20 protein-coding genes, 1 pseudogene and 2 riboswitches are annotated in these 21,717 nt (G+C 39.1%); of the genes and pseudogenes, 14 read left to right on the forward strand and 7 right to left on the reverse strand.

The window, feature by feature from the left end; translation table 11 throughout:
- Positions 1-130 precede the first annotated feature (130 nt).
- Positions 131-613, reverse strand: coding sequence for an acyl-CoA thioesterase (locus tag IEX94_RS16730; protein ID WP_156856150.1), 483 nt, complete (start codon positions 611-613; stop codon positions 131-133).
- Positions 614-797: 184 nt separating this feature from the next.
- Positions 798-974, reverse strand: a riboswitch (cobalamin riboswitch).
- A gap of 186 nt (positions 975-1,160) precedes the next feature.
- Here IEX94_RS16730 and IEX94_RS16735 point away from each other — a divergent pair.
- Positions 1,161-1,355, forward strand: a complete 195-nt coding sequence (locus tag IEX94_RS16735) for a hypothetical protein (protein ID WP_188859074.1) — start codon at positions 1,161-1,163, stop codon at positions 1,353-1,355.
- A gap of 50 nt (positions 1,356-1,405) precedes the next feature.
- Here the strand turns inward: IEX94_RS16735 and tenA are convergent, their stop codons facing one another.
- Both tenA and IEX94_RS16745 read right to left on the reverse strand, forming a co-directional pair.
- Positions 1,406-2,080, reverse strand: coding sequence for a thiaminase II (tenA, locus tag IEX94_RS16740; RefSeq protein ID WP_188859075.1), 675 nt, complete (start codon positions 2,078-2,080; stop codon positions 1,406-1,408).
- A gap of 171 nt (positions 2,081-2,251) precedes the next feature.
- Positions 2,252-2,361: riboswitch (TPP riboswitch) on the reverse strand.
- A gap of 91 nt (positions 2,362-2,452) precedes the next feature.
- Positions 2,453-3,682: a hemolysin family protein gene (locus IEX94_RS16745; protein WP_229782772.1), complete on the reverse strand. Its 1,230-nt coding sequence runs from the start codon at positions 3,680-3,682 to the stop codon at positions 2,453-2,455.
- A 221-nt stretch (positions 3,683-3,903) separates the two neighbouring features.
- Between IEX94_RS16745 and IEX94_RS16750 the strand changes: the two genes are divergently transcribed.
- Entirely contained in the window at positions 3,904-5,067 is a 1,164-nt protein-coding gene (locus IEX94_RS16750; protein WP_188859078.1) for a dicarboxylate/amino acid:cation symporter, read from the forward strand.
- A gap of 70 nt (positions 5,068-5,137) precedes the next feature.
- On the opposite strand, the gene IEX94_RS16755 is transcribed toward IEX94_RS16750, so the two are convergent.
- Both IEX94_RS16755 and IEX94_RS16760 read right to left on the reverse strand, forming a co-directional pair.
- The gene (locus IEX94_RS16755) at positions 5,138-6,229 is read right to left on the reverse strand and encodes a glycerol dehydrogenase (RefSeq protein ID WP_188859079.1); all 1,092 of its coding nucleotides are present in this window, start codon (positions 6,227-6,229) and stop codon (positions 5,138-5,140) included.
- A 224-nt stretch (positions 6,230-6,453) separates the two neighbouring features.
- The gene (locus IEX94_RS16760; RefSeq protein WP_188859081.1) at positions 6,454-7,641 is read right to left on the reverse strand and encodes a murein hydrolase activator EnvC family protein; all 1,188 of its coding nucleotides are present in this window, start codon (positions 7,639-7,641) and stop codon (positions 6,454-6,456) included.
- A 376-nt stretch (positions 7,642-8,017) separates the two neighbouring features.
- On the opposite strand from IEX94_RS16760, the gene IEX94_RS16765 reads away from it, so the two are divergent.
- The 4 genes from IEX94_RS16765 (at position 8,018) to IEX94_RS16780 (ending at position 12,125) form a co-directional block, all read left to right on the forward strand.
- On the forward strand, positions 8,018-8,617 hold the full coding sequence (locus tag IEX94_RS16765; RefSeq protein ID WP_229782773.1) for an SAM-dependent methyltransferase: 600 nt from the start codon (positions 8,018-8,020) through the stop codon (positions 8,615-8,617).
- Positions 8,618-8,878: 261 nt separating this feature from the next.
- Positions 8,879-9,589: a response regulator transcription factor gene (locus IEX94_RS16770; RefSeq protein WP_188859082.1), complete on the forward strand. Its 711-nt coding sequence runs from the start codon at positions 8,879-8,881 to the stop codon at positions 9,587-9,589.
- The gene (locus tag IEX94_RS16775; RefSeq protein WP_188859083.1) at positions 9,586-11,049 is read left to right on the forward strand and encodes a HAMP domain-containing sensor histidine kinase; all 1,464 of its coding nucleotides are present in this window, start codon (positions 9,586-9,588) and stop codon (positions 11,047-11,049) included. Before IEX94_RS16770 ends, IEX94_RS16775 begins: the two co-directional genes overlap by 4 nt.
- Positions 11,050-11,123: 74 nt before the next feature.
- Entirely contained in the window at positions 11,124-12,125 is a 1,002-nt protein-coding gene (locus IEX94_RS16780; RefSeq protein ID WP_188859084.1) for a LolA family protein, read from the forward strand.
- A 108-nt stretch (positions 12,126-12,233) separates the two neighbouring features.
- Here IEX94_RS16780 and IEX94_RS16785 read toward each other — a convergent pair whose 3' ends face one another.
- Positions 12,234-13,202 carry a C45 family autoproteolytic acyltransferase/hydrolase gene (locus tag IEX94_RS16785; protein ID WP_229782774.1) on the reverse strand — a complete coding sequence of 323 codons (969 nt, stop codon included), beginning with the start codon at positions 13,200-13,202 and terminating at the stop codon, positions 12,234-12,236.
- 55 nt (positions 13,203-13,257) lie between these two features.
- Positions 13,258-13,845 (reverse strand): DUF3967 domain-containing protein, encoded by a 588-nt coding sequence (locus IEX94_RS16790; RefSeq protein ID WP_188859085.1) that lies wholly within the window; start codon positions 13,843-13,845, stop codon positions 13,258-13,260.
- Positions 13,846-14,051: 206 nt separating this feature from the next.
- Between IEX94_RS16790 and IEX94_RS16795 the strand changes: the two genes are divergently transcribed.
- The 8 genes and pseudogenes from IEX94_RS16795 (at position 14,052) to IEX94_RS16830 (ending at position 21,684) form a co-directional block, all read left to right on the forward strand.
- Positions 14,052-14,714, forward strand: coding sequence for a phosphatase PAP2 family protein (locus IEX94_RS16795; RefSeq protein ID WP_188859086.1), 663 nt, complete (start codon positions 14,052-14,054; stop codon positions 14,712-14,714).
- 545 nt (positions 14,715-15,259) lie between these two features.
- Positions 15,260-15,504: pseudogene (locus IEX94_RS20175) on the forward strand (6-phospho-beta-glucosidase); the annotation flags it as partial.
- A gap of 86 nt (positions 15,505-15,590) precedes the next feature.
- Positions 15,591-15,857, forward strand: coding sequence for a phosphocarrier protein HPr (locus IEX94_RS16805; RefSeq protein WP_156856135.1), 267 nt, complete (start codon positions 15,591-15,593; stop codon positions 15,855-15,857).
- Positions 15,854-17,572 carry a phosphoenolpyruvate--protein phosphotransferase gene (ptsP, locus tag IEX94_RS16810; RefSeq protein WP_156856134.1) on the forward strand — a complete coding sequence of 573 codons (1,719 nt, stop codon included), beginning with the start codon at positions 15,854-15,856 and terminating at the stop codon, positions 17,570-17,572. The genes IEX94_RS16805 and ptsP overlap by 4 nt, the downstream gene beginning before the upstream one ends.
- Positions 17,573-17,652: 80 nt before the next feature.
- The gene (locus IEX94_RS16815) at positions 17,653-17,805 is read left to right on the forward strand and encodes a hypothetical protein (protein WP_188859088.1); all 153 of its coding nucleotides are present in this window, start codon (positions 17,653-17,655) and stop codon (positions 17,803-17,805) included.
- 88 nt (positions 17,806-17,893) lie between these two features.
- A complete protein-coding gene (locus IEX94_RS16820; RefSeq protein ID WP_188859090.1) occupies positions 17,894-19,831 on the forward strand; it encodes a BglG family transcription antiterminator in 1,938 nt (645 codons plus the stop codon).
- A gap of 195 nt (positions 19,832-20,026) precedes the next feature.
- Complete coding sequence (locus IEX94_RS16825; RefSeq protein WP_188859092.1) at positions 20,027-20,332, forward strand: PTS lactose/cellobiose transporter subunit IIA; 306 nt, start codon at positions 20,027-20,029, stop codon at positions 20,330-20,332.
- Between the two features lie 17 nt (positions 20,333-20,349).
- Positions 20,350-21,684, forward strand: coding sequence for a 6-phospho-beta-glucosidase (locus IEX94_RS16830; RefSeq protein ID WP_188859094.1), 1,335 nt, complete (start codon positions 20,350-20,352; stop codon positions 21,682-21,684).
- The last annotated feature ends 33 nt before the right edge of the window (positions 21,685-21,717 follow it).

Here is a 21,717-nt window from a genome sequence, read left to right on the forward strand (position 1 = left end):
ATTGGAGGAGTGTGAAGTTTGATAGTTGCTGGGCGCTGGAGCCGGACGTAGCTAGCCCCGGATACCTAAGTTATCACAGCATTTTTATTTTATAGTTTCATGTATAATGGGAAAGAGGCAGGATTCTTTCTTACCTGCCCTCTGAATACTCCCGTATCTGCATCCGTCGACTTTTCCTTATTTGCGCACTTTGAAACAGACGCTTCTCCTCCTCCGTTTCCGGAATCACGCCACTCACTTTGGTTGGAATTCCTTCACTATTAATTGCAACCATCGTCAGAATTGCAGTAGTCGTCGTTGTTATTTCGCCTGTATCCAAATGCTGGCATTCCACTTTCACATACACTTCCATCGAGGTTCTGCCCGTAGAGACGACGACCGCCTCCAATTTTAATATATCACCCGCCTTAGCAGTTGAGAGAAAATTCACCGTATCGATCGATGCCGTGACGACCACACTCCCGCTATGCTTCATAGCAGCAATCGCCGCTATTTCGTCAATTGATGCTAAAACAGTTCCTCCAAAAATTGTTCCCATATGGTTTGTATCCGGAGGTAAAACAAGCTTCGTCTGAATTGTTCTCGAAATTGTCGCTGGTAATTTTTCTTCCATTTCATAACCTCTTCTCTGTTCTTTGAAGTGACCGCTTAAGAGACTTCGGGAGAGTTTTTAAGGAAATGAAAAAACCCATCAGAACTGATGGGTATAATAAAGATAGCATCCTCAATAAAACAGTAATCTTTTACCGTTAAAAGTCAGAATAAACCTCATTATACCTTCCCAACTCCCGAAGAAGATAACTTTCATAATAATGGCAGGTCTCCTGACTCATGCTTCATCCTACTCAATTCCTTCCCGTCCAGAGACAGTGGATTTACTTATTTCGTCAGCATTTACAGTTGCGGGTACAGTTCTGGTTTCACACCAGATTCCCTATTAAGTCTCCTTAGACACCATGATTACGGGTCTTATCGTATGTAGTTATTTTCCATAAAAAGCTAAGTATTGTATCAAGCATAGTATAGATTGTTTAAATTAGCAATGTTAATGGAAGTTTATTAAAAACGAAACATAAACATATAGCAAATGTGGAACGTAATAATGAATAATTAGAAATAATCATTACAATATTCGCTAACTTTAAAAGAGGAGTGATCTGTTGAGCGACTGGATTCCAAGACTTATATTGCTCATTGTCGCAGTACCCTTTGTTTGGTATTTTGTTGCATTAAGTAAGAATGTAAGTAAAACAGAGAAAGAGCATGATCGGGATATGTCATATGAGATCAATCCGTTTACAGGATTGAAAATGCCATCAAGTGATTCAAGGAAAGATAAGGAAAAAAGAGAATAAACCGCTTAACAAAATTAGGGGGGAGCGACAAGCACTCCCCCATTACTCTCTTATAACGGCCACATCTCAATATTTTCTGCCATTTCCCAGAACATGTATTCAAATTTACTTGTTTTTACAACAATATCTTCAAGCGCTTGCAACTCTTTTTCAGATTTTCCTGCTGCGTAATCGTTAATGAGCTTCTGGCAATTTTCGGCAAGCTCGGTGAATCCTTCTGAGGAATACATTTGAATCCAATTACCGTAAAACTCATGCTCTAATGACTCTGGGTTTTTCGCTAATTCTTTTCCAATATAGTTATAGCTCCATGCACAGGCCAGCACAGATGCAATCGCATTCTCTACACCGCCAAGCTGGGAAACATTCAGCATATAACTTGTATAAGCAGTCATCGTTGCTGATGGTTCAGTTTCCTCGAGTTCTTCACTTGTAATACCAAAGCGGGCTGCATATTCCCTGTGTAATTCCATTTCCATGTTCAATGTCCCGTGCAATAGATTCGCAAACATCGTCATCGTATGTAAATCCGGTGACTTTGCGCTCCCGATTGCAAAAACTCTCGAATACTCAATTAAATAGACATAGTCCTGCTTCATATAATGCTTGAACTTTTCCTTATCGAGCGTCCCATCCCCGATTCCCTTTACAAACGGATGCTCCAAGTAAGCTTCCCAAATTGGCTGGACCTTTTTCCACAGACGATCTGTAAACTGTTCACTCATGATTTATTCCTCCCTTTTTGGTATAGAACCTCTCTACACCACAAAGGGTATGTCTCGATTTGCCGAAAGCCTTTCGTTACATGTGTATGAAACACTTTTACCTTTCCCATTAAAAAAGACCGCTCTTTTTATAATGGAAAAAGGCGGTCTGCGCGTAACATGTTGATTTGTCGCTATCAAACACCGCTTTCTTTCGCTAGTATCAACTAGATCAAGTTCGAAGGGTTGAGACAGTTTTCCACCTGACTCTCTCAGCAAATAATGCACCCCTAGTGGTGAGAAATATTCTATTAATTCTACTATTACATATTTAAAGGACGTTAGCAAGGAGAATGGACATTCAACCTCCCTTAAGCCACGCGATAGGTCGTTCTAAAGTTTCCTAATTTCAACCAAGTGCACTCTTCGTTCACTTACTTCTAAAATTTTAAATTCTAAGTTTTTAAAAGTGAATACTTCCCCTTCTTCCGGCAAATAACTGTATCGATTCAAGATAAAACCAGCCACATTATCCGCTTCCTCCGGGATATCAATTTGGAAGACATTATTAAGACGGTGTAACGAAAGCCGTCCATCACAAATAATGAACGTTTCCGTTTGCTCATGGATGAGTGCGTCGTCCTCATCCATCTCATCTTCAATATCCTCGCCAATCATGGTCTCGATTAAATCTTCATGGGTGATCAACCCTTCTGTTCCACCATATTCATCGAGCACGATAGCAATATGCTTCTTAGCGTCCGTCATCTTTTTGAAAACTGCATCAACCGAATTGAATTCGTAAATAAATAAGGGATCCATATCAGAGAACTCCCGAATCCCTTTTTCCGGTTGAATGGACCAAGATAAAATAAATTTCGAATGGAAGACACCTACAATATTATCGCTATCCCCTTCGTAAATCGGGTACCGTGTATGATGATTTTCCAATAAAAACTCCTTTGCTTCTTCAAAAGCGATATCAGTCGGGATGACCTTCATCTCTACCCGGTGCGTTTTCAATACATCCGAAACATTTAATGTCTGGAAATCAAGCATCGATTTCAATCGGTACATCTCATTATTTTTAAACGTACCTTCTGTGTGAGCGATATCAACCATTGCTCGCATCTCTGCCTTCGAAATAGTGACCTCTTCGTCCTCCTCTTTTCCAAGTAAGCGAATTGTTGTTTTCGTGAGCAGATTAAGTAACCAAATAAATGGCTTTAAAATGTGTAAAATAATCATCGTCGGATAATAGACGAGGTAAGAAATTCGCTCAGGAAAAGCTGCAGCAACCGATTTCGGCATGACTTCAGCAAATATAATAATTAATACAGTCAGCACCGTCGTCGTAATTCCGATATTCCATCCGTACTCGAGCGCGACAATTGTTACAAGGGAAGGAAGCACGATATTCGGAACATTATTAGCGATTAAAATACCTGGGATAAAGAGATCTGGATTGTTGACGAGTTTGAGTAAGCGCTCTGCCTTTTTATCCCCGTTAGCCGCTTTTAATTGCAGCTTCATCTCGTTCGTTGCCGTAAGTGCCGTCTCACTACCTGAAAAATAACTAGATGCGATAAAAAGGATAATGATACCAATAAATAAAACCGTCACAAGCATTCACCTACTTTGCTTCAAAAATTCCTCGTTAAAAAACCATTCGACACAATTTGGGAAATGGTACCGTTAGTATTCCCTTATTTGACTGGGAATCAACATATTTTCATTAATTTGAAGCTACAACTTTCGTTATGAGAAATCTAGGAATTTTCTTGAATTTGACTAGGGTCAGTGGTATATTTAAAGAAATCTCATACTCGGGAAGGAGTGAAGGAATGAAATTAATCGTAAAATTACTAGTGGGTATTGTTGCCGGTATTCTTATCGGGTTAGTTATCCCAGATTTCATCGTGAAGATTATCGTGACATTCAAAGAACTGTTCGGACAATTCCTCGGATTTGCGATTCCGCTCATCATCATTTTTTATATTGCCAGTGGGATTGCGAGCTTCGGTAAGCATTCCGGGAAAATGCTTGGGATCACCGGGGGACTTGCTTATATATCCACAATTTTAGCGGGCACGTTAGCATTTATCGTTGCTCTTTTTGTTATACCAAAGCTCGTTGGAAATGGTGGAGCGTCCGCGGAAGAAGCCAGTGGCTTCGAGCCTATATTTGAACTTACAATTGATCCAATTACAGGTGTGATGACGGCTTTAGTTCTAGCGTTCGTCTTCGGAATCGGGATCACGAGGGTTGAAAGCCCAACGTTAAGAGCTTTCTTTGATGAAGGAAAGGAAATTATTGAACGCCTCATCTGGAAAGTCATCATCCCGATTTTACCGTTTTATATTGCGAGTATTTTTGCCGAACTTGCTGCAGATGGAACGGTATTTGACACGCTTCAAGCATTTGGACTCGTACTTCTTATGGCAATTGCAATCCACTGGGTATGGCTTATCGTGCTTTATATTGTCGCAGGTACGCTTGCCGGGAAAAATCCTTTTACTTCGCTAAAAACCATGCTTCCAGCCTATTTTACCGGGCTCGGAACCATGTCCAGCGCAGCCACTATTCCGGTAACGGTCCGCTCTTCCAAGAATAATGGAGTAACAGATGGTGTAGCTGATTCGGCTGTTCCATTATGTGCGACCATTCATTTAGCGGGAAGTACGATTACACTTGTCATGTGTTCCGTAGCAGTTATGGTGCTTTCCAGCGGGATGTCTCTCCCAACGTTCGGAATGATGATTCCCTTCATCTTAATGCTTGGAATTATTATGATTGCTGCTCCCGGAGTTCCAGGCGGTGCCGTCATGGCAGCGTTAGGACTGCTTAGCACCATGCTCGGCTTCGATGAAACAGCACTTGGATTGATGATTGCATTATACATGGCGCAGGATAGCTTCGGTACTGCAACAAACGTGACTGGTGACGGCGCAATCGCGATGATGGTCGATAAAATCATTGGAGCGAAATCAGAAGATCCAGCCGCATAAAAATAAAGGTGCTAGACAATTTTTTGTCAGCACCTTTTCCTTTTCATATGCGAGCTATTAGGATTGCTCCCTAGTTCCGGCTGAATTGGTCAACTGCTATAATCGCGTGTGCTACATCCTCCGCGGTAATGTCTGGAGATAGATTCCTCATTGTTTCTCCCGCTTGTGTCGCTGCTTCACCTATTTTAACCAAGTCTTCAAAGGACACTTTATCTAAATGCATTTCTCTTAATGTAGTTGGTAAGTTTAATGCACGATAGAAATGGATGTATTTTCTTAATTCTGCTTCCGAATGCAATTCAAGCATTAACTGAACCAATGTTCCATAAGCAACTTTTTCACCATGGGTTAGCTTATGAATATCACCTTCGAGAACGGTAAACCCATTATGGATTGCGTGCGCCGCTGCGAGTCCTCCAGTTTCGAATCCTAAACCAGATAATAATGTATTCGCTTCGACAACTGCTTCCACTTGTTTCGTGACGAGACCCTTTTCTACCGCATGATAAGCAGGGATCCCATATTTAAATAACGTTTCTTCACACGTTTTTGCAATGGCTTGTGCTGCAATACTTGGCTTCCCGCCAGCCATCGTCTCCCCGTCGCTCTTGATCGTTGCTCTTGCTTCTACCCATGTCGCCATCGCATCTGCAATCCCAGAGGCGAAAAAGCGTGGTGGAGCCTTTGCCACTACTGCCGTGTCAATCAATACAAGATCCGGGTTCTTATTATAAAATTTATACGACTCGAATACGCCGTCATCACTATAAATAACGGATAAGGCACTTGTCGGTGCGTCCGTCGAAGCAGTTGTTGGGACAATCACAACGCCAACATCGAGGCCATCCGCACTTGCTTTAGCAGCATCCAACGTTTTTCCGCCGCCTACACCTATAACAAGATCGACCGTCTGACTTTTACCTTCTTCTACAACTCGATTGATTTCATTAAGAGAAGCCTCGCCTTTGAATTCAACAAAATGATAATCCAAACTCGTTTCCTTAAAGCTTGCTTCAATCTGTTCGCCCGTGATTCCCCACACGACTTCATCTGACAAAATCAACGGTTTATTTCCTAATTTTTTTACATGCTCACCAATTTCATTTAATACGTGGACTCCTTGAATGTACTTACTCGGTGATTGAAAAATAATCGCAGCCATATGACTCGCTCCCTCATGTTTGATTATACCTTTAGTATACCCTATATTTTTGCATGGATTCCAATTGGATATGAGGTAAAGTATAAAAAGCTGGCCCCCCTAATCTAGGAAGCCAGCTGATCATGTATTGTTTGCGTAAGTAATATAGCTATCGGAAAAATTTAACGTGGATAAGGGTTCTCTACGGTATATTCCCAGTATATCATTTCGCCAGTCAAGAGCATTTAATTTACGTAGTTCATTGGATCCTGCAGGGCACCATTCTTATATACTTCAAAATGTAAATGAATACCCGTTGAATTACCAGTGTTACCCATTATCCCAATTACTGTCCCAGTAGTTACTTGTTGGCCAACCGATACATTGATGGACGATAGGTGTCCATAAACTGTTTTTAATCCATCACTATGTTCAATCTCTATTCTATTTCCTAAGCCACCAGCAGAACCTGCTTTCGTTACTACCCCATCTGCAGCAGCCAAAATATTATAATTGCTTGGTCTTGCTATATCAATACCTTGATGCATTCTACCCCAGCGTGGTCCAACATAACTGGAAATGTAGCCTCCCACCGCTGGCCATGCTAGATAACCGCCACTTGATCCAACACTATCTGAAGCAATTTGAGTATCCGGCGCCGGTTGCGTTAATGCTGTCATATTTTCTTTCACATCTTTTTCAAGTGCTGCTAGCTTATTATCTTCAAGTTTTAGTTCCTCTACTTTAGCAACAAGCTTTTCCTCTTTTTCTTCTAAGTTAGCTTGCTTGACCTTCGCTTCTTTCTCCTGATCCTCAATCAATGCTTGCATTTCTTCTAACTCTAGTTTCAAATCTTTTAATTCTTCAAGTTTAACAACGACTTCTTCTCGCTTCTCTTCTACAATTTCTTTATCCGCTTCAATTTGTTCCATCAACGTTACATCCGAGTCTGTAATCTTATTTATCGCACTAATACGGCTAATGAAATCACCGAAGCTTTGAGATCCGAATAGTACTTCCAGGTAAGAGATATCTCCACCGCTTTTCTGGTAAGCAGAAGCCCGTTCTTTTAAAATGTCAAAGCGTTCCTCAATCGCTTCTTCTAGCTTGGCAATTTCAGCTTCAAGTGCATCTATCTCTTCTTCTGTATTCGATATATCTTCTTCATTCTTCTTCAATGATACTTTGTTTTCATCGACTGCTTTCTTAATCCGACTAATTTCAACATTAATTTCCTCTAATTCAATTAAAATATCAGCTATTTCCTCTTCCGCTTCAGAAAGGTTAGCTTTTATGTCTTTACGGTCTTGCTGCAGTTCGGTTTCTTTATTTTTTAGATCTTCTAATGAATCTGCAGATGCTGTTGTACTGAAAAAAGCGCTACCAAAACCAACCACTGCCATAGTGGCCATCGCTGCGATCTTTCTCTTCAATTTCTCGTTCCCCATTTCCCTCGCATTTATTGCTAAACAAGCTATATTTAACGTCCTCTATGTAAAAACACTAACGTGAAAATTTATCACGTATTAACGGTCTGTAATACACCTACTGAATAAGTTTCACTTTATATGTTTACTTTTGATAATCTATGGGTACTTTAGCATATCTCCATTTCATAGAAGTTAATATGATATTACAGTTGTATATCAAATATCGACATAATATTCTGTTATTCGTGGAACAATTTGGCTTGGGAACTGACAAGTTGCCTATTCATACACGCTTCCCTTGCTACTTGCCCGGCTTCTTAGTAGAATGAATGCTTGATAGATTGATAAATATGTTTATAGATGGAGTGAAGTTGTAAGATTGCTGGAAAGAAAATTTGATGAAATGCTTCAAGTAAAGACAAACGGGCTTAGGGAATGGCGTGGACAGACGGATGACTATAACCGTTATGAGGCGACACCCTACGCTGCACTTGAACAATTGTTCCGCTCGTATAAACTGAAACCCACTGATCATGTCGTCGATTTTGGCAGTGGAAGGGGCAGGGTGCCATTTTACATCCATCATCATTTCGATGTGCCTGTAACAGGTGTGGAAATGAATGATCTTACTTTCGAGGAATCACAGATCAATAAAGCATTATATACAAGGAAAAACAAACATCTGAAAGCACCAATCCGCTTTGAATTCGCCCTTGCCGAACAATATGAAATCAGACCTGAAGAAAATGTATTTTACTTTTTTAATCCATTTTCCGTCACGATATTCAAACAAGTCGTAGAAAACATTCTGCAATCCGTGAAAGAACATGAACGGTCTGTAGACATCATCTTCTATTATCCCCTACCCGAGTTTAAAAAGTTCCTAAAAAAAGAAACACCCTTCCGATTAATTAACAAAGTGAAAGCGTATAAAAAACATGGAAAACATGGTAAATTCCTGATCTATCGCTTTGATTAATACGTTATCTAGTGTCTGGTTTTCATTGCGGAATGAAGACTAGACATTTTTTGTTTGATAAAACTATCGAACCATAAAAATCCTAAAATGCGCTGGAACATCGCTCATCAACCGAAAATCTCAGGTCCCCAATAAATCGGTAGTTTATATTCGACGTATGCCAAGCTCCGCGAACTAGCTGTGCTATTATTAAGTAAAAATAAACTTTTAATTGGGTTATTATATTGTGAATTATACTGTAGACAGAGAAGAGGGAGAGCCATGCAAGAAGAAATTAAAATTCTCATTGTTGAAGATGATTATGAAATTGCCCGGATTATGCGTGATCATTTGGTGAGAGAAGGATTCCAGGTCACTTGGGCTTCAACCGGGGTTGAGGGCTGGGAAGAATTTAAAGAAGATAATTTTTCCCTCGTACTTGTTGATTTGATGATGCCGGAAATGGATGGATTTGAATTATGTAAACAGATTCGGTTGGAAAGTGATATACCACTCCTTATTGTCAGTGCGAAAACGGAGGATGACAGTAAGGTTCTTGGACTTGATCTTGGAGCAGATGACTATTTAACTAAGCCATTCAGCCTAAAGGAACTGACCGCCAGGGTCCATTCCCACTTTAGAAGATACCATCGTTATACGGGAAAACATCAGCAAGAGAAGCTAATTCGTTATAAACACGGTTTAGCAATTGATTTTCTAAATGAAACTGTATTTTTAGATGGAGAAATTGTTGTACTCACGGCTAAAGAGCAAGAGATTTTATTTTTGCTTGCTAAGAATCCTTTTATCACATTTGAAAAGGGAAAAATCTATGAGCATGTCTGGCAAATGATGAATGTAGACGGCAATAACACGATTACCGTCCATATTAAAAGCCTCCGCACGAAGCTGAAAGATACCGGAAAACATCCAACATTCATCCAAACTATCTGGGGAGTCGGGTACCGCTTTATCGGAGAACAATCAGGATGAAGATTAAATATTGGTTAATGATTAGTTATCTCGTTGTGATGGTATTGCCAATGGTAGCAGTTTATCTTTTATATATCAGTCTAAGCAACTATGATCAAAAACAAGATTTACAGGAGTTCCTACACTTTCAAGAAATCGTTGCGGACTTGGAAAGTGAGCTGCAGGATGTTTCCCTGTATCAAGGTCAGCCTAAAGAAAATTATCGGAATCTGATAAGTCTTACCGATGATCATTTAAAAATTGATTTATATCGTTCCGATGGCCTTCATTTATTTTCTTCGATGAACACATTAGGTACCGGGCAGTTTCAGTGGACATCTCAAGAAAACTTATTTCGCAATTTAAATGAATTTCAGAAAAACCCACGTACGTATACGATGAAGCAACTAGTCTTTGATGAGCAAAATCAGCCAATCGGACTATACGAAATCACGCTCAGTCGAAGTAAATGGGTGGAAGCAACAAGCACACGCACCAACATGATGTTCATCCTTTTAGCCGGGTTCTTCCTTATTTTTTATATTATCGTGCTTCTAGCGATTAACCGAAAACTGAACCAGCCCTTGAATCAATTACAACAGCATATGAAAGCATTTGCAGACGGGAAAAAGCCAACAAAGCCACTCGCCCAACCAAAGGATGAAATTGGTGTACTCATTCATCACTTTGAACAGATGAAAGCTCAAATCATGGAAACAAATGAGGCGCTCCGTAAACAACAGCGGGAGAAAGAATATATGGTCGCTTCCCTTTCTCATGACTTAAAAACACCATTAACCGCCGTTCGCGCTTATACGGAAGCATTGGAAAATCACCATTTAACGGAAAAGGAACAGCAGGAATACCGCCATATCCTTTATGAAAAGCTCGATCACATGAAAGAGATGATCAATGATTTGTCTGTCTTTACCGCGCTACAATCCGCGGAAAACAGATTGAATAAAGTGTCAGTCAATGGAAATGAGTTTTTCGAAATGTTGTTTACTGGTTATGAAGAAGCTTGTGCTAGTAAACAGATTACACTTACCACAGAAATAGCTGTTAAAAATGGTTATATGCTTGACCCGAAACAAATGGTGCGGCTCCTTGATAATCTCATGGATAATGCGGTCCGTTACACACCAAGCGGGAAACAGATTTGGTTAGCAGGAATATCGGCAAAAAATCCACTCCCCGAATGGGTATTCCGAGCGTTTAGAAATGAAGTGGATACATGGCGGGAGGATGGCACCGTCATCCTCATTCAAAATGAGGGGAAAGGCATGAAACAGAATCAGCTTACCAATGTGTTCCAGCCTTTTTATCAAAATGAATCTTCCCGTGGTAAAGGATCCACATCCGGATTAGGTCTTAGTATCGCAAAAATGATTATGGAAAAACACGATGGAAAAATTAAAATTTGGTCAACAGAGGATAAAGGAACATTAATAGCCTGTTGGCTCAAGGAAAGGGGTTCATAATGAAACGTAAATGGAAGAGATATCTTATTCTTTTAAGTGTATTAACGTTAATGCTAGGAGGGTGTTCTCAAAACATGAAAGTTTCTGCAGAAGAAATCATCCACAATGCGATTGAATCGGATAAGGATATAACTAATTATGCAGGTGTATCAGAAACAAAAATATTTGAAGGAGAAGAATTGATCGAACATTTCACCATGGAAGAGAATGTGGAAGGACAAAAAAGAAAAATCATTTCTAATGATAAATTGCTCGGCAATCAGTCGGAAGTTTTAAACGATGGTGAGAAGATGCTTATGTATGACAAAGAGAATGGAATAGCTCACGAAATGGATTTATCCGAGCTTGGAGGTTTCACAGCGCCTAGTCCGAGAGAACAATTCACAACCATGATGGATATAATCCAAGACTCACATACGCATGAGTTAGTAGGTGAAGAAAAAATTCTTGAGTTTGACACGTATCACATTCAAATCGAGGCTAATGAATCCGGTGGTTTAATCGGTGACATGGAGGTATGGATTGATAAAAAAACATGGTTTATCGTAAAACTTATCTCTGAAACAGGAGATAGCCGAACGGAATCAACATATACAGAGCTCGACTTTTCACCGAAATTTACCGAAGATGTGTTTACAATCGATATCCCAGATGACGTTGAAATCGAAACATTGGACGGAGATTTAGGAGAGACAAGCGTCACTTTAGAAGAGGCTTCGGAAGCATTAGGTCAGGATTTTCTCCTGTTTTCTCATGACAATACAGAATTATTAAGTGTGGAGCTGTATGATTTCTCCGGCGGGGAGTTAGACCGGAATGAAATTGTGATGAATTACGGTTCCAAAGAAGGTACACCTCTAGCCTCTCTATCCGTATTCCCTACTCCAGAGGATATGGAAATCGAAGCATCTAATTTAGAAATTCGCGGAAATCCTGCTGAGCACGAGGAAATTATTAATGGATATACATGGGATGAAGAAGGTTTACGCTACTCGCTTCTCATTGAAGATCCTAGTGTAGATGAAGAAGAAATTTTAAACTGGACTGAGAATATGGTATTAAGCTCTGAAGAATAACCGAATGATAAAACAGAAATAGTGCCTAGTATCGAGATATGCTAGGCACTATTAGCATTAGAACCAACATTAAGCTTCTTTGCTTCATACAAATCAAAGCGTGCACTCCTAATCGCGAATTGAATATTTCGTTGGTTTAGCATTACCACCGATTCCTACTGTTACTTCTAAGTCTTTTGGAGAATAAATGACCGTATGCAACGTTCCGAAAAATTCATCATAATTGTGGGAAAATAAAGGTGAATCCTCCCTATTGAAGTGAGCATACCATTCTGCTGTAGCTGGATTTTTCTCAAGTAGACCGTTTACATACGCTTGACGGTCAATAGATCCTTGCAACTGTATTTTACTCCCATTATTAATCTGTAGTGATTCGGATTCAAAATGGTTGGTGCACACGAGAGGTTCAGCTTCTATAATGATTTGTCTATCTGGCGTCGCTTCCACTTTGATGCTTCTACCACTTCGGTCAGTGATGGAATAATTGTAACAATAACCATGGGGAATGCGTTTGATTAAGGTAGTTGCCTCTTCTATATCGGCACACTGCTCTAATAACATTCTAACAACCGTTGTCGAAATAAATCCCTCTGCCCGCTCCTCATTATTGACAAAATGCAAACCGACAACTAGACCTTTTTCATTCATACCATCCAACCGACCGATAATTTGTTGACTGAAGCCTACACTTCTGTACCCGTTCGTTGGGTTTGTAAATACAAGTCTTGCATCATACAATTTCGGACTAAAGTCATAATTACGGATGTACATTCCATTTGTTACTAAAGTCGTACATCCCATCTTAGGTAATACAACATCATAGCCACTAAACAGAAGTGCCGTATCCATATCCACCTCTAGCTCATCTGCAAGACCTTTTATTTCGGACAGCAAGTTGGGAGATAGCTCCTTTAATAGTTGTTCAGCTTTTCGTATATTCGGAGTTTGGTTTACTTTCAATAGTTGTTTCATTTGTTCCAATATAGAAGTTTGCTTGATCTCTTTCCCTTGCATTTTTCCAATTTGAAAATAATCACCTTGCAAATCTACTACTTTCACCGTCAACTTTTTATTCATAACTATAGCTCCTCTTAGAAAAATCTTGATCTACATAATTCTAACATAATTCTAATTACTTCTTAAACAACCTCGTAAAAATCCAAGGCCTCTCTTTCGTACTAACACTTTCCCTTTTCCTTTCTTGCATATCATTCATCGTTTTCATCAAATACTCATCCCGCTTCCGTTCATAGTCCCTTTGTTCTTTTTCCTGTTCATCCACTTGTTTACTTGGAAAACTATGCTGCTGTAATAATAGCTCCTCATACCCGTCCATCCGTTCATGCATTTGGTGCAGCATCGTCAACAACTGCTTATTCTGTTCTGTCAGGTTCTGTAGCTCTTCCATCATTTCCTTGTACATTGGACCTTGATTTACCAAAGGCGCTTCTTTATCGTCTCTTTTCGCTGGAATAAAAAACTCAGTCGGATTATCCAATAGGTGCTTCACCTGTCCATGCTGATGACCTTGTTCCAACAATGAACGGATCCTTCTAATCGTAGCAAACGAACTTTCATGGATGAGATATGCCTTCTTCTCGCCTCTTTTTATATTCAAAAAATCCCTATACTGCCTCGCATATCTTCTAACTGTTTCTGGAGGTATATTCACTTGTTCGGAGACACTTACAACTGGAAACCATTCATTATTTTCATGCATGCCGTTCATCCCCCATTCATGTCTTCTCAATTCAATCCGTTACTTATATCAATACAACATTTCAATCGTTAATTCCTCCTTAATTGTCCATCTTTTCATCGTAAAAATCCGACAATTTATGCATAAAGGTGTAGCAACGATTCATTTGGCAGACACTCTAACAATTGGTATACTACTTTTTTATACGATTAGAAAGTAGGTATAATATGGAATTCTCTACCGGAAAACAAAAAGTTATTATTGTTAGCAGTCTCGTATTATTCTTGCTCCTTGCTATATTCAGAGAGCAACTCATACATATGGATGAAGCCATCTATTCATGGCTGACAGCATACGAATTACCAGGTATCTTTTCAATAATGGAAGGACTTACGGAAATTGGCTCTGGTGAAATGATTTCAATTATCACTTTCATTATTGCAGCTATCCTTGCGTTCAAGCGGTTGTGGAGCTATGCCTTTTTTTCACTTGTCGTGACGTTCGGTGGCATTTTCATCAATTTGGCTTTGAAAATGACGATTCAACGAGGCAGGCCTGGAGAATCAAGAGATCTGGAAGTGTTCGGCCACTCACTTGATTTAACTTCCTATAGTTTTCCAAGTGGTCATTCAATGCGCATCGTTCTTTTGGCTCTCATTTTAATTTTTCTAGCTGTTCATTTCATAAAATCGAAAAAGTTGAAAACAATTACGGTTGTTTTATGCATCGCCCTTCCCTTGCTTGTATGTGTAAGCAGGGTCATAATTGGGATGCATTATTTCACGGACGTCTTAGCAGCCGCATTTGTTGCGATTTTTTGGTTTCAGGTATGTTATTTGTTCTTCACAGAAAGATTCAGCTCAAAAACGAGAGTACATCAACGCTATTAAATCTAGCCTTCCTGTTAGCGGGAAGGTTTTTTATCTTTAAAAGACCTAAACTACTTCTAATCAGCGGAATACTACTAGTTTGCGGTATTATTCCTTTCTATTACTCGTATCATTTACGAAAGAAAAATCAGGATGAAATCAACACAACGGAAAACTCTACCACTTGCATTAGTAATCGCAAGCACAATATAATAGAATTAGTTCTAGGATTGTTACTGATTAGTCAGGCAAAACCTGGGAAAGATACATAAGTAGACTAATTTTATGTCTATTTATGTTCTTTTCCAGGTTTTTTTATGGATAACATAAGGAACATTACCAAACGGCGGCGCCCCCCATCATTATTACGAATACAGCTGATTATTTGGATATTATCCCAGAAAAACCAAGAAAAGTTGGTTTAGAAGATAGCATATTAACTGTCGCAAAATAGTAGATTTTCCGAGGCGACAGCTAATCATAAATAATATAAAATTAAGGAGAGATAGCATAGCTACATTCAAATCACAATTTCCAATGATAAAGAAGAAAATTCGATGCAAGCGAAATATCAAGGATTGCACCATCAATTCGTGAGCTAGTTCCCTTGCAACGAAAAAGATTCATGAAATTATTCCAGATGGGAAAATGGGTTGTATGCTTGAATGAGCTATTATCCGAACACGCCAAACCCAGAAGACGTACTCAAGGCACAGCAAGAAAACAGCCGCTCTTCCTTGTAGAAAATGGCTTAGGGGCTTATGATAAAGTAGAAGATGATGGTTCCATCCATGATGACTACCGGATCGATTAGCTACCGGTATAAGAAAGTCATAGAAAGCAATGGAGAAGAACTATAAATCATCATTTTAAAAATATAAATTGGAGATGAGATAAATGGTAGAAAAAAAGTTTACAATCATTGATAAAGTAGGATTACACGCACGTCCGGCTTCAGCCTTAGTACAGGTTGCCGGGCAATTCACATCAGACGTTCAGTTAGAGTACAACGGAAAATCTGTTAACTTGAAATCCATTATGGGAGTTATGTCACTCGGAGTTGGTCAAGATGCTGAAATTACGATTCGCACAGAGGGCGATGACGAGCAGGAAGCATTGGACAAATTAGAGGAAACATTGAATAAAGAAGGTTTGGCAGAATGAGTATGCTACATGGTATCGCAGCTTCAAGTGGTATCGTGCTTGCGAAAGCGTATCGGTTAATCGAACCTGATCTCTCCTTTGAAAAAAGACAAGTAGAAGATACGGAAAAGGAAATCGAACGTTTCCAGCGTGCACTCGCTATCTCGAAAGATGAACTTGAAGCAATTCGTGAAAAGGCAAAAGTTGACCTTGGTGAAGATAAAGCTGCCATCTTTGAGGCACATTTACTTGTATTGAGTGACCCAGAACTGATTTCTCCTATCGAGGAAAAGGTGAAAACCGAACAAGTAAATGCCGAACAAGCTCTGAAGGAAACGGCAGATATGTTCATTACAATGTTTGAACAAATGGATAATGACTATATGAAAGAACGCGCTGCAGATATTCGTGATGTAACGAAACGCGTGCTTGCCCATCTACTTGGAGTGCAAATGGTAAATCCAAGCATGATCTCTGAAGAAGTGATCATTGTGGCGGAAGACTTAACACCATCAGATACCGCTCAATTGAACCGTGAATTTGTCAAAGGCTTTATAACAGATATTGGTGGCCGGACTTCCCACTCGGCAATCATGGCCCGCTCCATGGAAATCCCTGCAGTAGTCGGAACAAAAACGGTGACAGAAGAAGTTCAAGATGGCGACTTTCTTATTGTTGACGGGTTAAAAGGTGAAGTACATATTAACCCGACAGACGAAAAAATCGCTTTTTATAAAGAAGAACAAATTCGTTATGAAGAACAAAAGGCAGAATGGGCAAAACTTGTGAATGAGAAGACCGTAACAGCGGACGGCGAACACGTCGAATTAGCTGCCAATATTGGAACACCTGACGACTTGACCGGTGTGAAAAACAATGGCGGAGAAGCTGTCGGACTCTACCGTACCGAATTCCTTTACATGGGACGCGACCAATTGCCAACAGAAGAAGAACAATTTGAAGCATATAAAGCAGTACTAGAAGGTATGGACGGAAAAGCTGTCGTCGTTCGTACGCTTGATATCGGAGGAGATAAGGAACTTCCTTATCTGGACCTACCGAATGAGATGAACCCATTCCTTGGATTCCGTGCGATTCGTCTTTGTTTAGAGGAACAGGATATATTCCGTGTTCAACTACGTGCACTTCTTCGCGCAAGTGTCTATGGTAACTTAAAAATAATGTTCCCAATGATTGCGACATTAGCGGAATTTCGACGGGCAAAAGCAATTTTAGAACAAGAAAAAGAATTATTAGTTTCAGCAGGTACAGCCGTTTCTGATGATATTGAAGTCGGAATTATGGTGGAGATCCCTTCCACTGCCGTACTTGCAGACCAATTCGCAAAAGAAGTAGATTTCTTCAGTATTGGAACGAATGATTTGATTCAGTACACAATGGCTGCCGACCGCATGAACGAACAGGTCTCTTACCTATACCAGCCGTACAATCCAGCCATTTTACGTCTTGTAAAAATGGTCATTGATGCCTCCCACCGTGAAGGTAAATGGACAGGCATGTGCGGCGAAATGGCCGGCGATGAGCTAGCTATACCACTCCTGCTTGGACTCGGACTAGACGAATTCTCAATGAGTGCAACATCGATCCTACAAGCCAGGTCACAGATTCGTGGATTGAGTAAGCAGGATATGGTGGAACTTGCTGAGAAGGCTCTAGAAATGGGAACCGCGGAAGAAGTTGTTGCAGAAGTGAAGAGAGTAACGGAAGCGAAATAAATGCAATGGAGCAGCATCTTCAGGCGGTTAATTCCGTTTCAAGATGCTGCTTTTTCCTACACGGAAAGGAGGATTTGATAGTGATTAAATTAGAATCACTCCTCCCTAATAGATTGGGACTTAAAATCATTCAAGATCTAGAAGAAATGGGCATAGGGCACACGATTATTGCATGCACAAGAGATTATGCAGCTATACAAAAAGACATCTCCCCGGAAGGGAAAAAATTGTAAGAGGATCTTACGCAGAAGTCAAAGAAGTAACAGATTTCGTGGAAAAATCTCAGATGACTTCATAAAAATTATCTCAGGAGTGATTGGGATGCCGACTAATCGGATGATGCAGATATTAAAAGAGCTAATGTCCACTAAAACTCCAATTACCAGTAATGATTTAGCTAACACTATTCAAGTAACATCAAGAACGATTCGAAATGATATAAAGGAACTTAATGAGAGCCTATTACATAGTGGTGGATGCATTAAGTCAACTAGAGGAATTGGCTATGTGCTGGAAGTAAAAGACACGGATACATTCAAATTGTTTTTGCAAAGGATGTTTAAAAACTCGGATACTCTAGCAAGCCAATCACCAAATACACCAGAAGAGCGCGTTAGCTATATTATTCGAAAACTTTTATTAGCAAATGGTTACATAAAATTAGACGATATTGCTGAAGAACTATATATAAGCAAATCAACTCTACAAAATGATTTAATTGAAGTAAGAAAAATAATAAAAAGTTTTAAACTAGAGATAGAAAGTAAACCATATTATGGTGTGAGGGTTACAGGGAGTGAAATGAATTTTCGCTTTTGCTTGTCGGAGTATCTATTGAATAGAGAAAGTATTACATTCGATATGCCAAACCCCACGGACTCCCTATTTTCAAAAAAAGAACTTAATAAAATTCAAGCTATCATTTTGGGAGAAATTCAAAAGAATGAGATTTATCTATCTGATATTGAGTTAAATAATTTAAGTATTCACTTCGCTATTGCTTGTAAACGAATTCGCGATGAAAATTATATCCTTCTCCCACCTGAGGACTTTGAAGGAATATACACAAAAAAAGAATACAAAGTAGCGGAAAAAATAGTAAAAAAAGTTGAATCGTCTTTTGACGTTTGTTTTCCTGAGCAGGAAATTGCATATATTGCGATTCATCTCTTAGGGACGAATAAAATTGCAACAACAAATTTAAGTCAACAAGAGTTTGAAACATTTGTAGATAATGAATTAAGAGATATAATCAATGAGATTATTATGAAAATAGATGAACGATTAAAATTACAATTAAAAAACGATAAAGAACTGTTTATCGCGTTAGGATTGCATTTGAGACCAGCAATAAATCGTCTACGCTATGGAATGAATATGCGAAACCCATTGCTTGATGAGATTAAAGCAAAATATCCACTTGCATTTGATGCTGCGATTTTAGCAAGCAAAGTTTTAAAAAATAGATTAGAGATTGAAATTGATGAGCACGAAATTGGCTATATTGCGTTACATATAAAGGTCGCCATGTACAGACAACAAATGAATCAAGATGTAAAGCGTTGTATTATCGTTTGTGCATCTGGCTTGGGTAGCGCCATGTTACTTAAGTATAAATTGCAAGCTAAGTATTTTAATCAATTAATAGTTGTAGATACAATCGATTATTATCGTTTAAATGAAACTACTCTAGAACAAATTGATTTTGTTATTACAACTATCCCAATTGAAAGCAAGTTACCTGTGCCAGTAATATTCGTAAATACAATATTAGGTACAAAAGATATTGAACAAATAGAAGATTGTTTACAAGATAGGGATAAAGATAAGGTCGTCTATGTGAAAGAGGAACTTATCTTTCTTCATCAAGAACTCGAGACAAAAGAAAGCACTATTCAATTTTTAGTGAATGAACTAGAGTCGGCAGGCTATGTTGATGACTCATTTGATAAATCAGTACTTGAGAGAGAACGATTATCGCCAACTAGTTTCGGAAACTTGGTTGCCATCCCCCACCCCATGAGTCCGCACACAGATGAAACAATTTGGGCGATATGCACGTTGAAAAAGCCTATTAATTGGGGAGAGAATCGTGTACAATTTGTTTGTTTATTAAGTCTAGGGAAGAATAAAACTCCTAATATAGAGGGGATGTATGATTATTTAATCGGAATGATTGATAACGAAAAAAAGGTCAAACAGCTGATAAATTGTGAGAACAAGAAAGAATTTTTGGAGATACTAAACAATATAGATTAGAGCAGTATATAGAAAATTCCGGGTTGATATTACCCGGTCTTTTTTATTGTGTAAATATAGATTAATTTCCATGTAATCTTTTCCTTAGCGTTAAGGAAAAAGTATGGATTCAAGCGAAAGCGGTTTCACATTATTATATATATGTAAGCAGAATCAAATGAATAGATTGTATTGGCTTAAGGGGGCAAAGCAGCATTGGATATAGAAGAAGTAAGCTTTCAAATCATATTACATGGCGGAAACGCTCGAAACTTGGCAATGGAAGCAATCCGGCATGCTAAAGTAAGAGAATTTGAAGCAGCTAATCAAAAAATCCAGGAAGCAAATGAAGAAATGAGTAAAGCGCATCGGTTCCAAACAGATCTGATCCAAGGAGAAGCTCGTGGAGAAAAAATAGAGATTCGTTTGTTACTTATACATGCACAGGACCATCTCATGAATGCAATGACAGTTGTTGATTTAGCTGAAGAAGTAATTGAACTTCATAATAAAATTAAATAATTGGAAAGGGGATTATTATGTCTAATCATAAGTTGAAAGTGGCTACAATTGGTGGAGGTTCAAGTTATACACCAGAATTAGTCGAGGGCTTTATAAAACGGTATGATGAATTTCCATTGACCGAATTGTGGTTGGCTGATATTGAAGAGGGTAAAGAGAAGCTTGAGATTGTAGGTAACCTTGCTAAACGAATGATTGAAAATGCAGGTCTCCCGATTGATGTTCACTTAACACTTGATCGCAGAGCCGCACTAAAAGATGCCGACTTTGTCACAACTCAATTCCGTGTCGGTTTGCTCAATGCACGTGCAAAAGATGAACGTATCCCACTTAAATATGGTGTACTTGGTCAAGAAACGAACGGTCCAGGGGGGTTATTTAAAGGTTTACGTACGATCCCAGTCATCTTAGATATTGCCAAAGATATGGAGGAACTTTGTCCAAATGCGTGGTTAATCAACTTTACAAATCCTGCTGGGATGGTAACAGAGGCAGTTCTTCGTTACTCCAATATCGATAAAGTTATCGGCCTATGTAATGTACCTATTGGAATGGAGATGGGGATTGCTAAATTACTAGACGTAGAACATTCTCGAGTTCGTATTGATTTTGCCGGGCTAAACCATATGGTATATGGGTTAGATGTATATGTTGATGGAGTTAGTGTCAAAGATGAAGTAATTGAGAAGTTATCCGATCCGGCAAATAGTAGTTTTGTCAAAAACATAGATGGTATGGGTTGGGAGCCAGCGTTTATTCAATCTTTAAATGCTCTTACGTGCCCCTATCATATGTACTACTATAAATCTAAAGAGATGTTAGATAAAGCAATAGAAAGTGCTGAGAAAGAAGGAACTCGTGCAGAGGTTGTTCAGAAGTTAGAAGAAGAGTTATTTGAGTTATATAAAGATGAAAATTTAAATATTAAGCCGCCACAACTCGAAGAACGTGGAGGAGCGTATTATTCCGATGCAGCTGTTCGTTTGATCACTTCCATCTATACAGATAAGCGTGATATTCAACCAGTTAACACAAGGAATAATGGCGCGATCGCAAGTATTCCCGCAGATTCAGCTGTGGAAGTGAGTAGTATTATTACAAAGGACGGTCCAATTCCATTAACAATGGGGGATATTCCTGTAGCAGCACGTGGACTAGTTCAACAAATTAAATCATTTGAACGGATTGCGGCAGAAGCAGCTGTGACAGGAGATTATAATAAAGCAGTTCTCGCATTAGCAATTAACCCGCTTACGCCTTCTGATACGATTGCAAAGAAAATTGTGGATGAAATGTTGGAAGCGCATAAAAAATATTTACCACAATTTTTCCAAACTGAAACAGTAAATTAATTCGAATATGGTTCTGGAGAAAGCATTTCCGGA

Origin of the sequence: Oceanobacillus indicireducens (assembly GCF_014647195.1) — a bacterium.
Taxonomy (GTDB): Bacteria; Bacillota; Bacilli; order Bacillales; family Amphibacillaceae; genus Oceanobacillus; species Oceanobacillus indicireducens.

Excerpts from the sequence above, each read along its gene's own strand:
- IEX94_RS16830 (WP_188859094.1), top strand. The coding sequence starts at position 20,350 with ATGTCTAATCATAAGTTGAAAGTGGCTACAATTGGTGGAGGTTCAAGT.
- ptsP (WP_156856134.1), top strand. The coding sequence starts at position 15,854 with ATGAGTATGCTACATGGTATCGCAGCTTCAAGTGGTATCGTGCTTGCG.
- IEX94_RS16795 (WP_188859086.1), top strand. The coding sequence starts at position 14,052 with ATGGAATTCTCTACCGGAAAACAAAAAGTTATTATTGTTAGCAGTCTC.
- IEX94_RS16780 (WP_188859084.1), top strand. The coding sequence starts at position 11,124 with ATGAAAGTTTCTGCAGAAGAAATCATCCACAATGCGATTGAATCGGAT.
- IEX94_RS16775 (WP_188859083.1), top strand. The coding sequence starts at position 9,586 with ATGAAGATTAAATATTGGTTAATGATTAGTTATCTCGTTGTGATGGTA.
- IEX94_RS16790 (WP_188859085.1), bottom strand. The coding sequence starts at position 13,845 with ATGCATGAAAATAATGAATGGTTTCCAGTTGTAAGTGTCTCCGAACAA.
- IEX94_RS16755 (WP_188859079.1), bottom strand. The coding sequence starts at position 6,229 with ATGGCTGCGATTATTTTTCAATCACCGAGTAAGTACATTCAAGGAGTC.
- IEX94_RS16770 (WP_188859082.1), top strand. The coding sequence starts at position 8,879 with ATGCAAGAAGAAATTAAAATTCTCATTGTTGAAGATGATTATGAAATT.
- IEX94_RS16805 (WP_156856135.1), top strand. The coding sequence starts at position 15,591 with ATGGTAGAAAAAAAGTTTACAATCATTGATAAAGTAGGATTACACGCA.
- IEX94_RS16750 (WP_188859078.1), top strand. The coding sequence starts at position 3,904 with ATGAAATTAATCGTAAAATTACTAGTGGGTATTGTTGCCGGTATTCTT.
- IEX94_RS16785 (WP_229782774.1), bottom strand. The coding sequence starts at position 13,202 with ATGAATAAAAAGTTGACGGTGAAAGTAGTAGATTTGCAAGGTGATTAT.
- IEX94_RS16820 (WP_188859090.1), top strand. The coding sequence starts at position 17,894 with ATGCCGACTAATCGGATGATGCAGATATTAAAAGAGCTAATGTCCACT.
- tenA (WP_188859075.1), bottom strand. The coding sequence starts at position 2,080 with ATGAGTGAACAGTTTACAGATCGTCTGTGGAAAAAGGTCCAGCCAATT.
- IEX94_RS16730 (WP_156856150.1), bottom strand. The coding sequence starts at position 613 with ATGGAAGAAAAATTACCAGCGACAATTTCGAGAACAATTCAGACGAAG.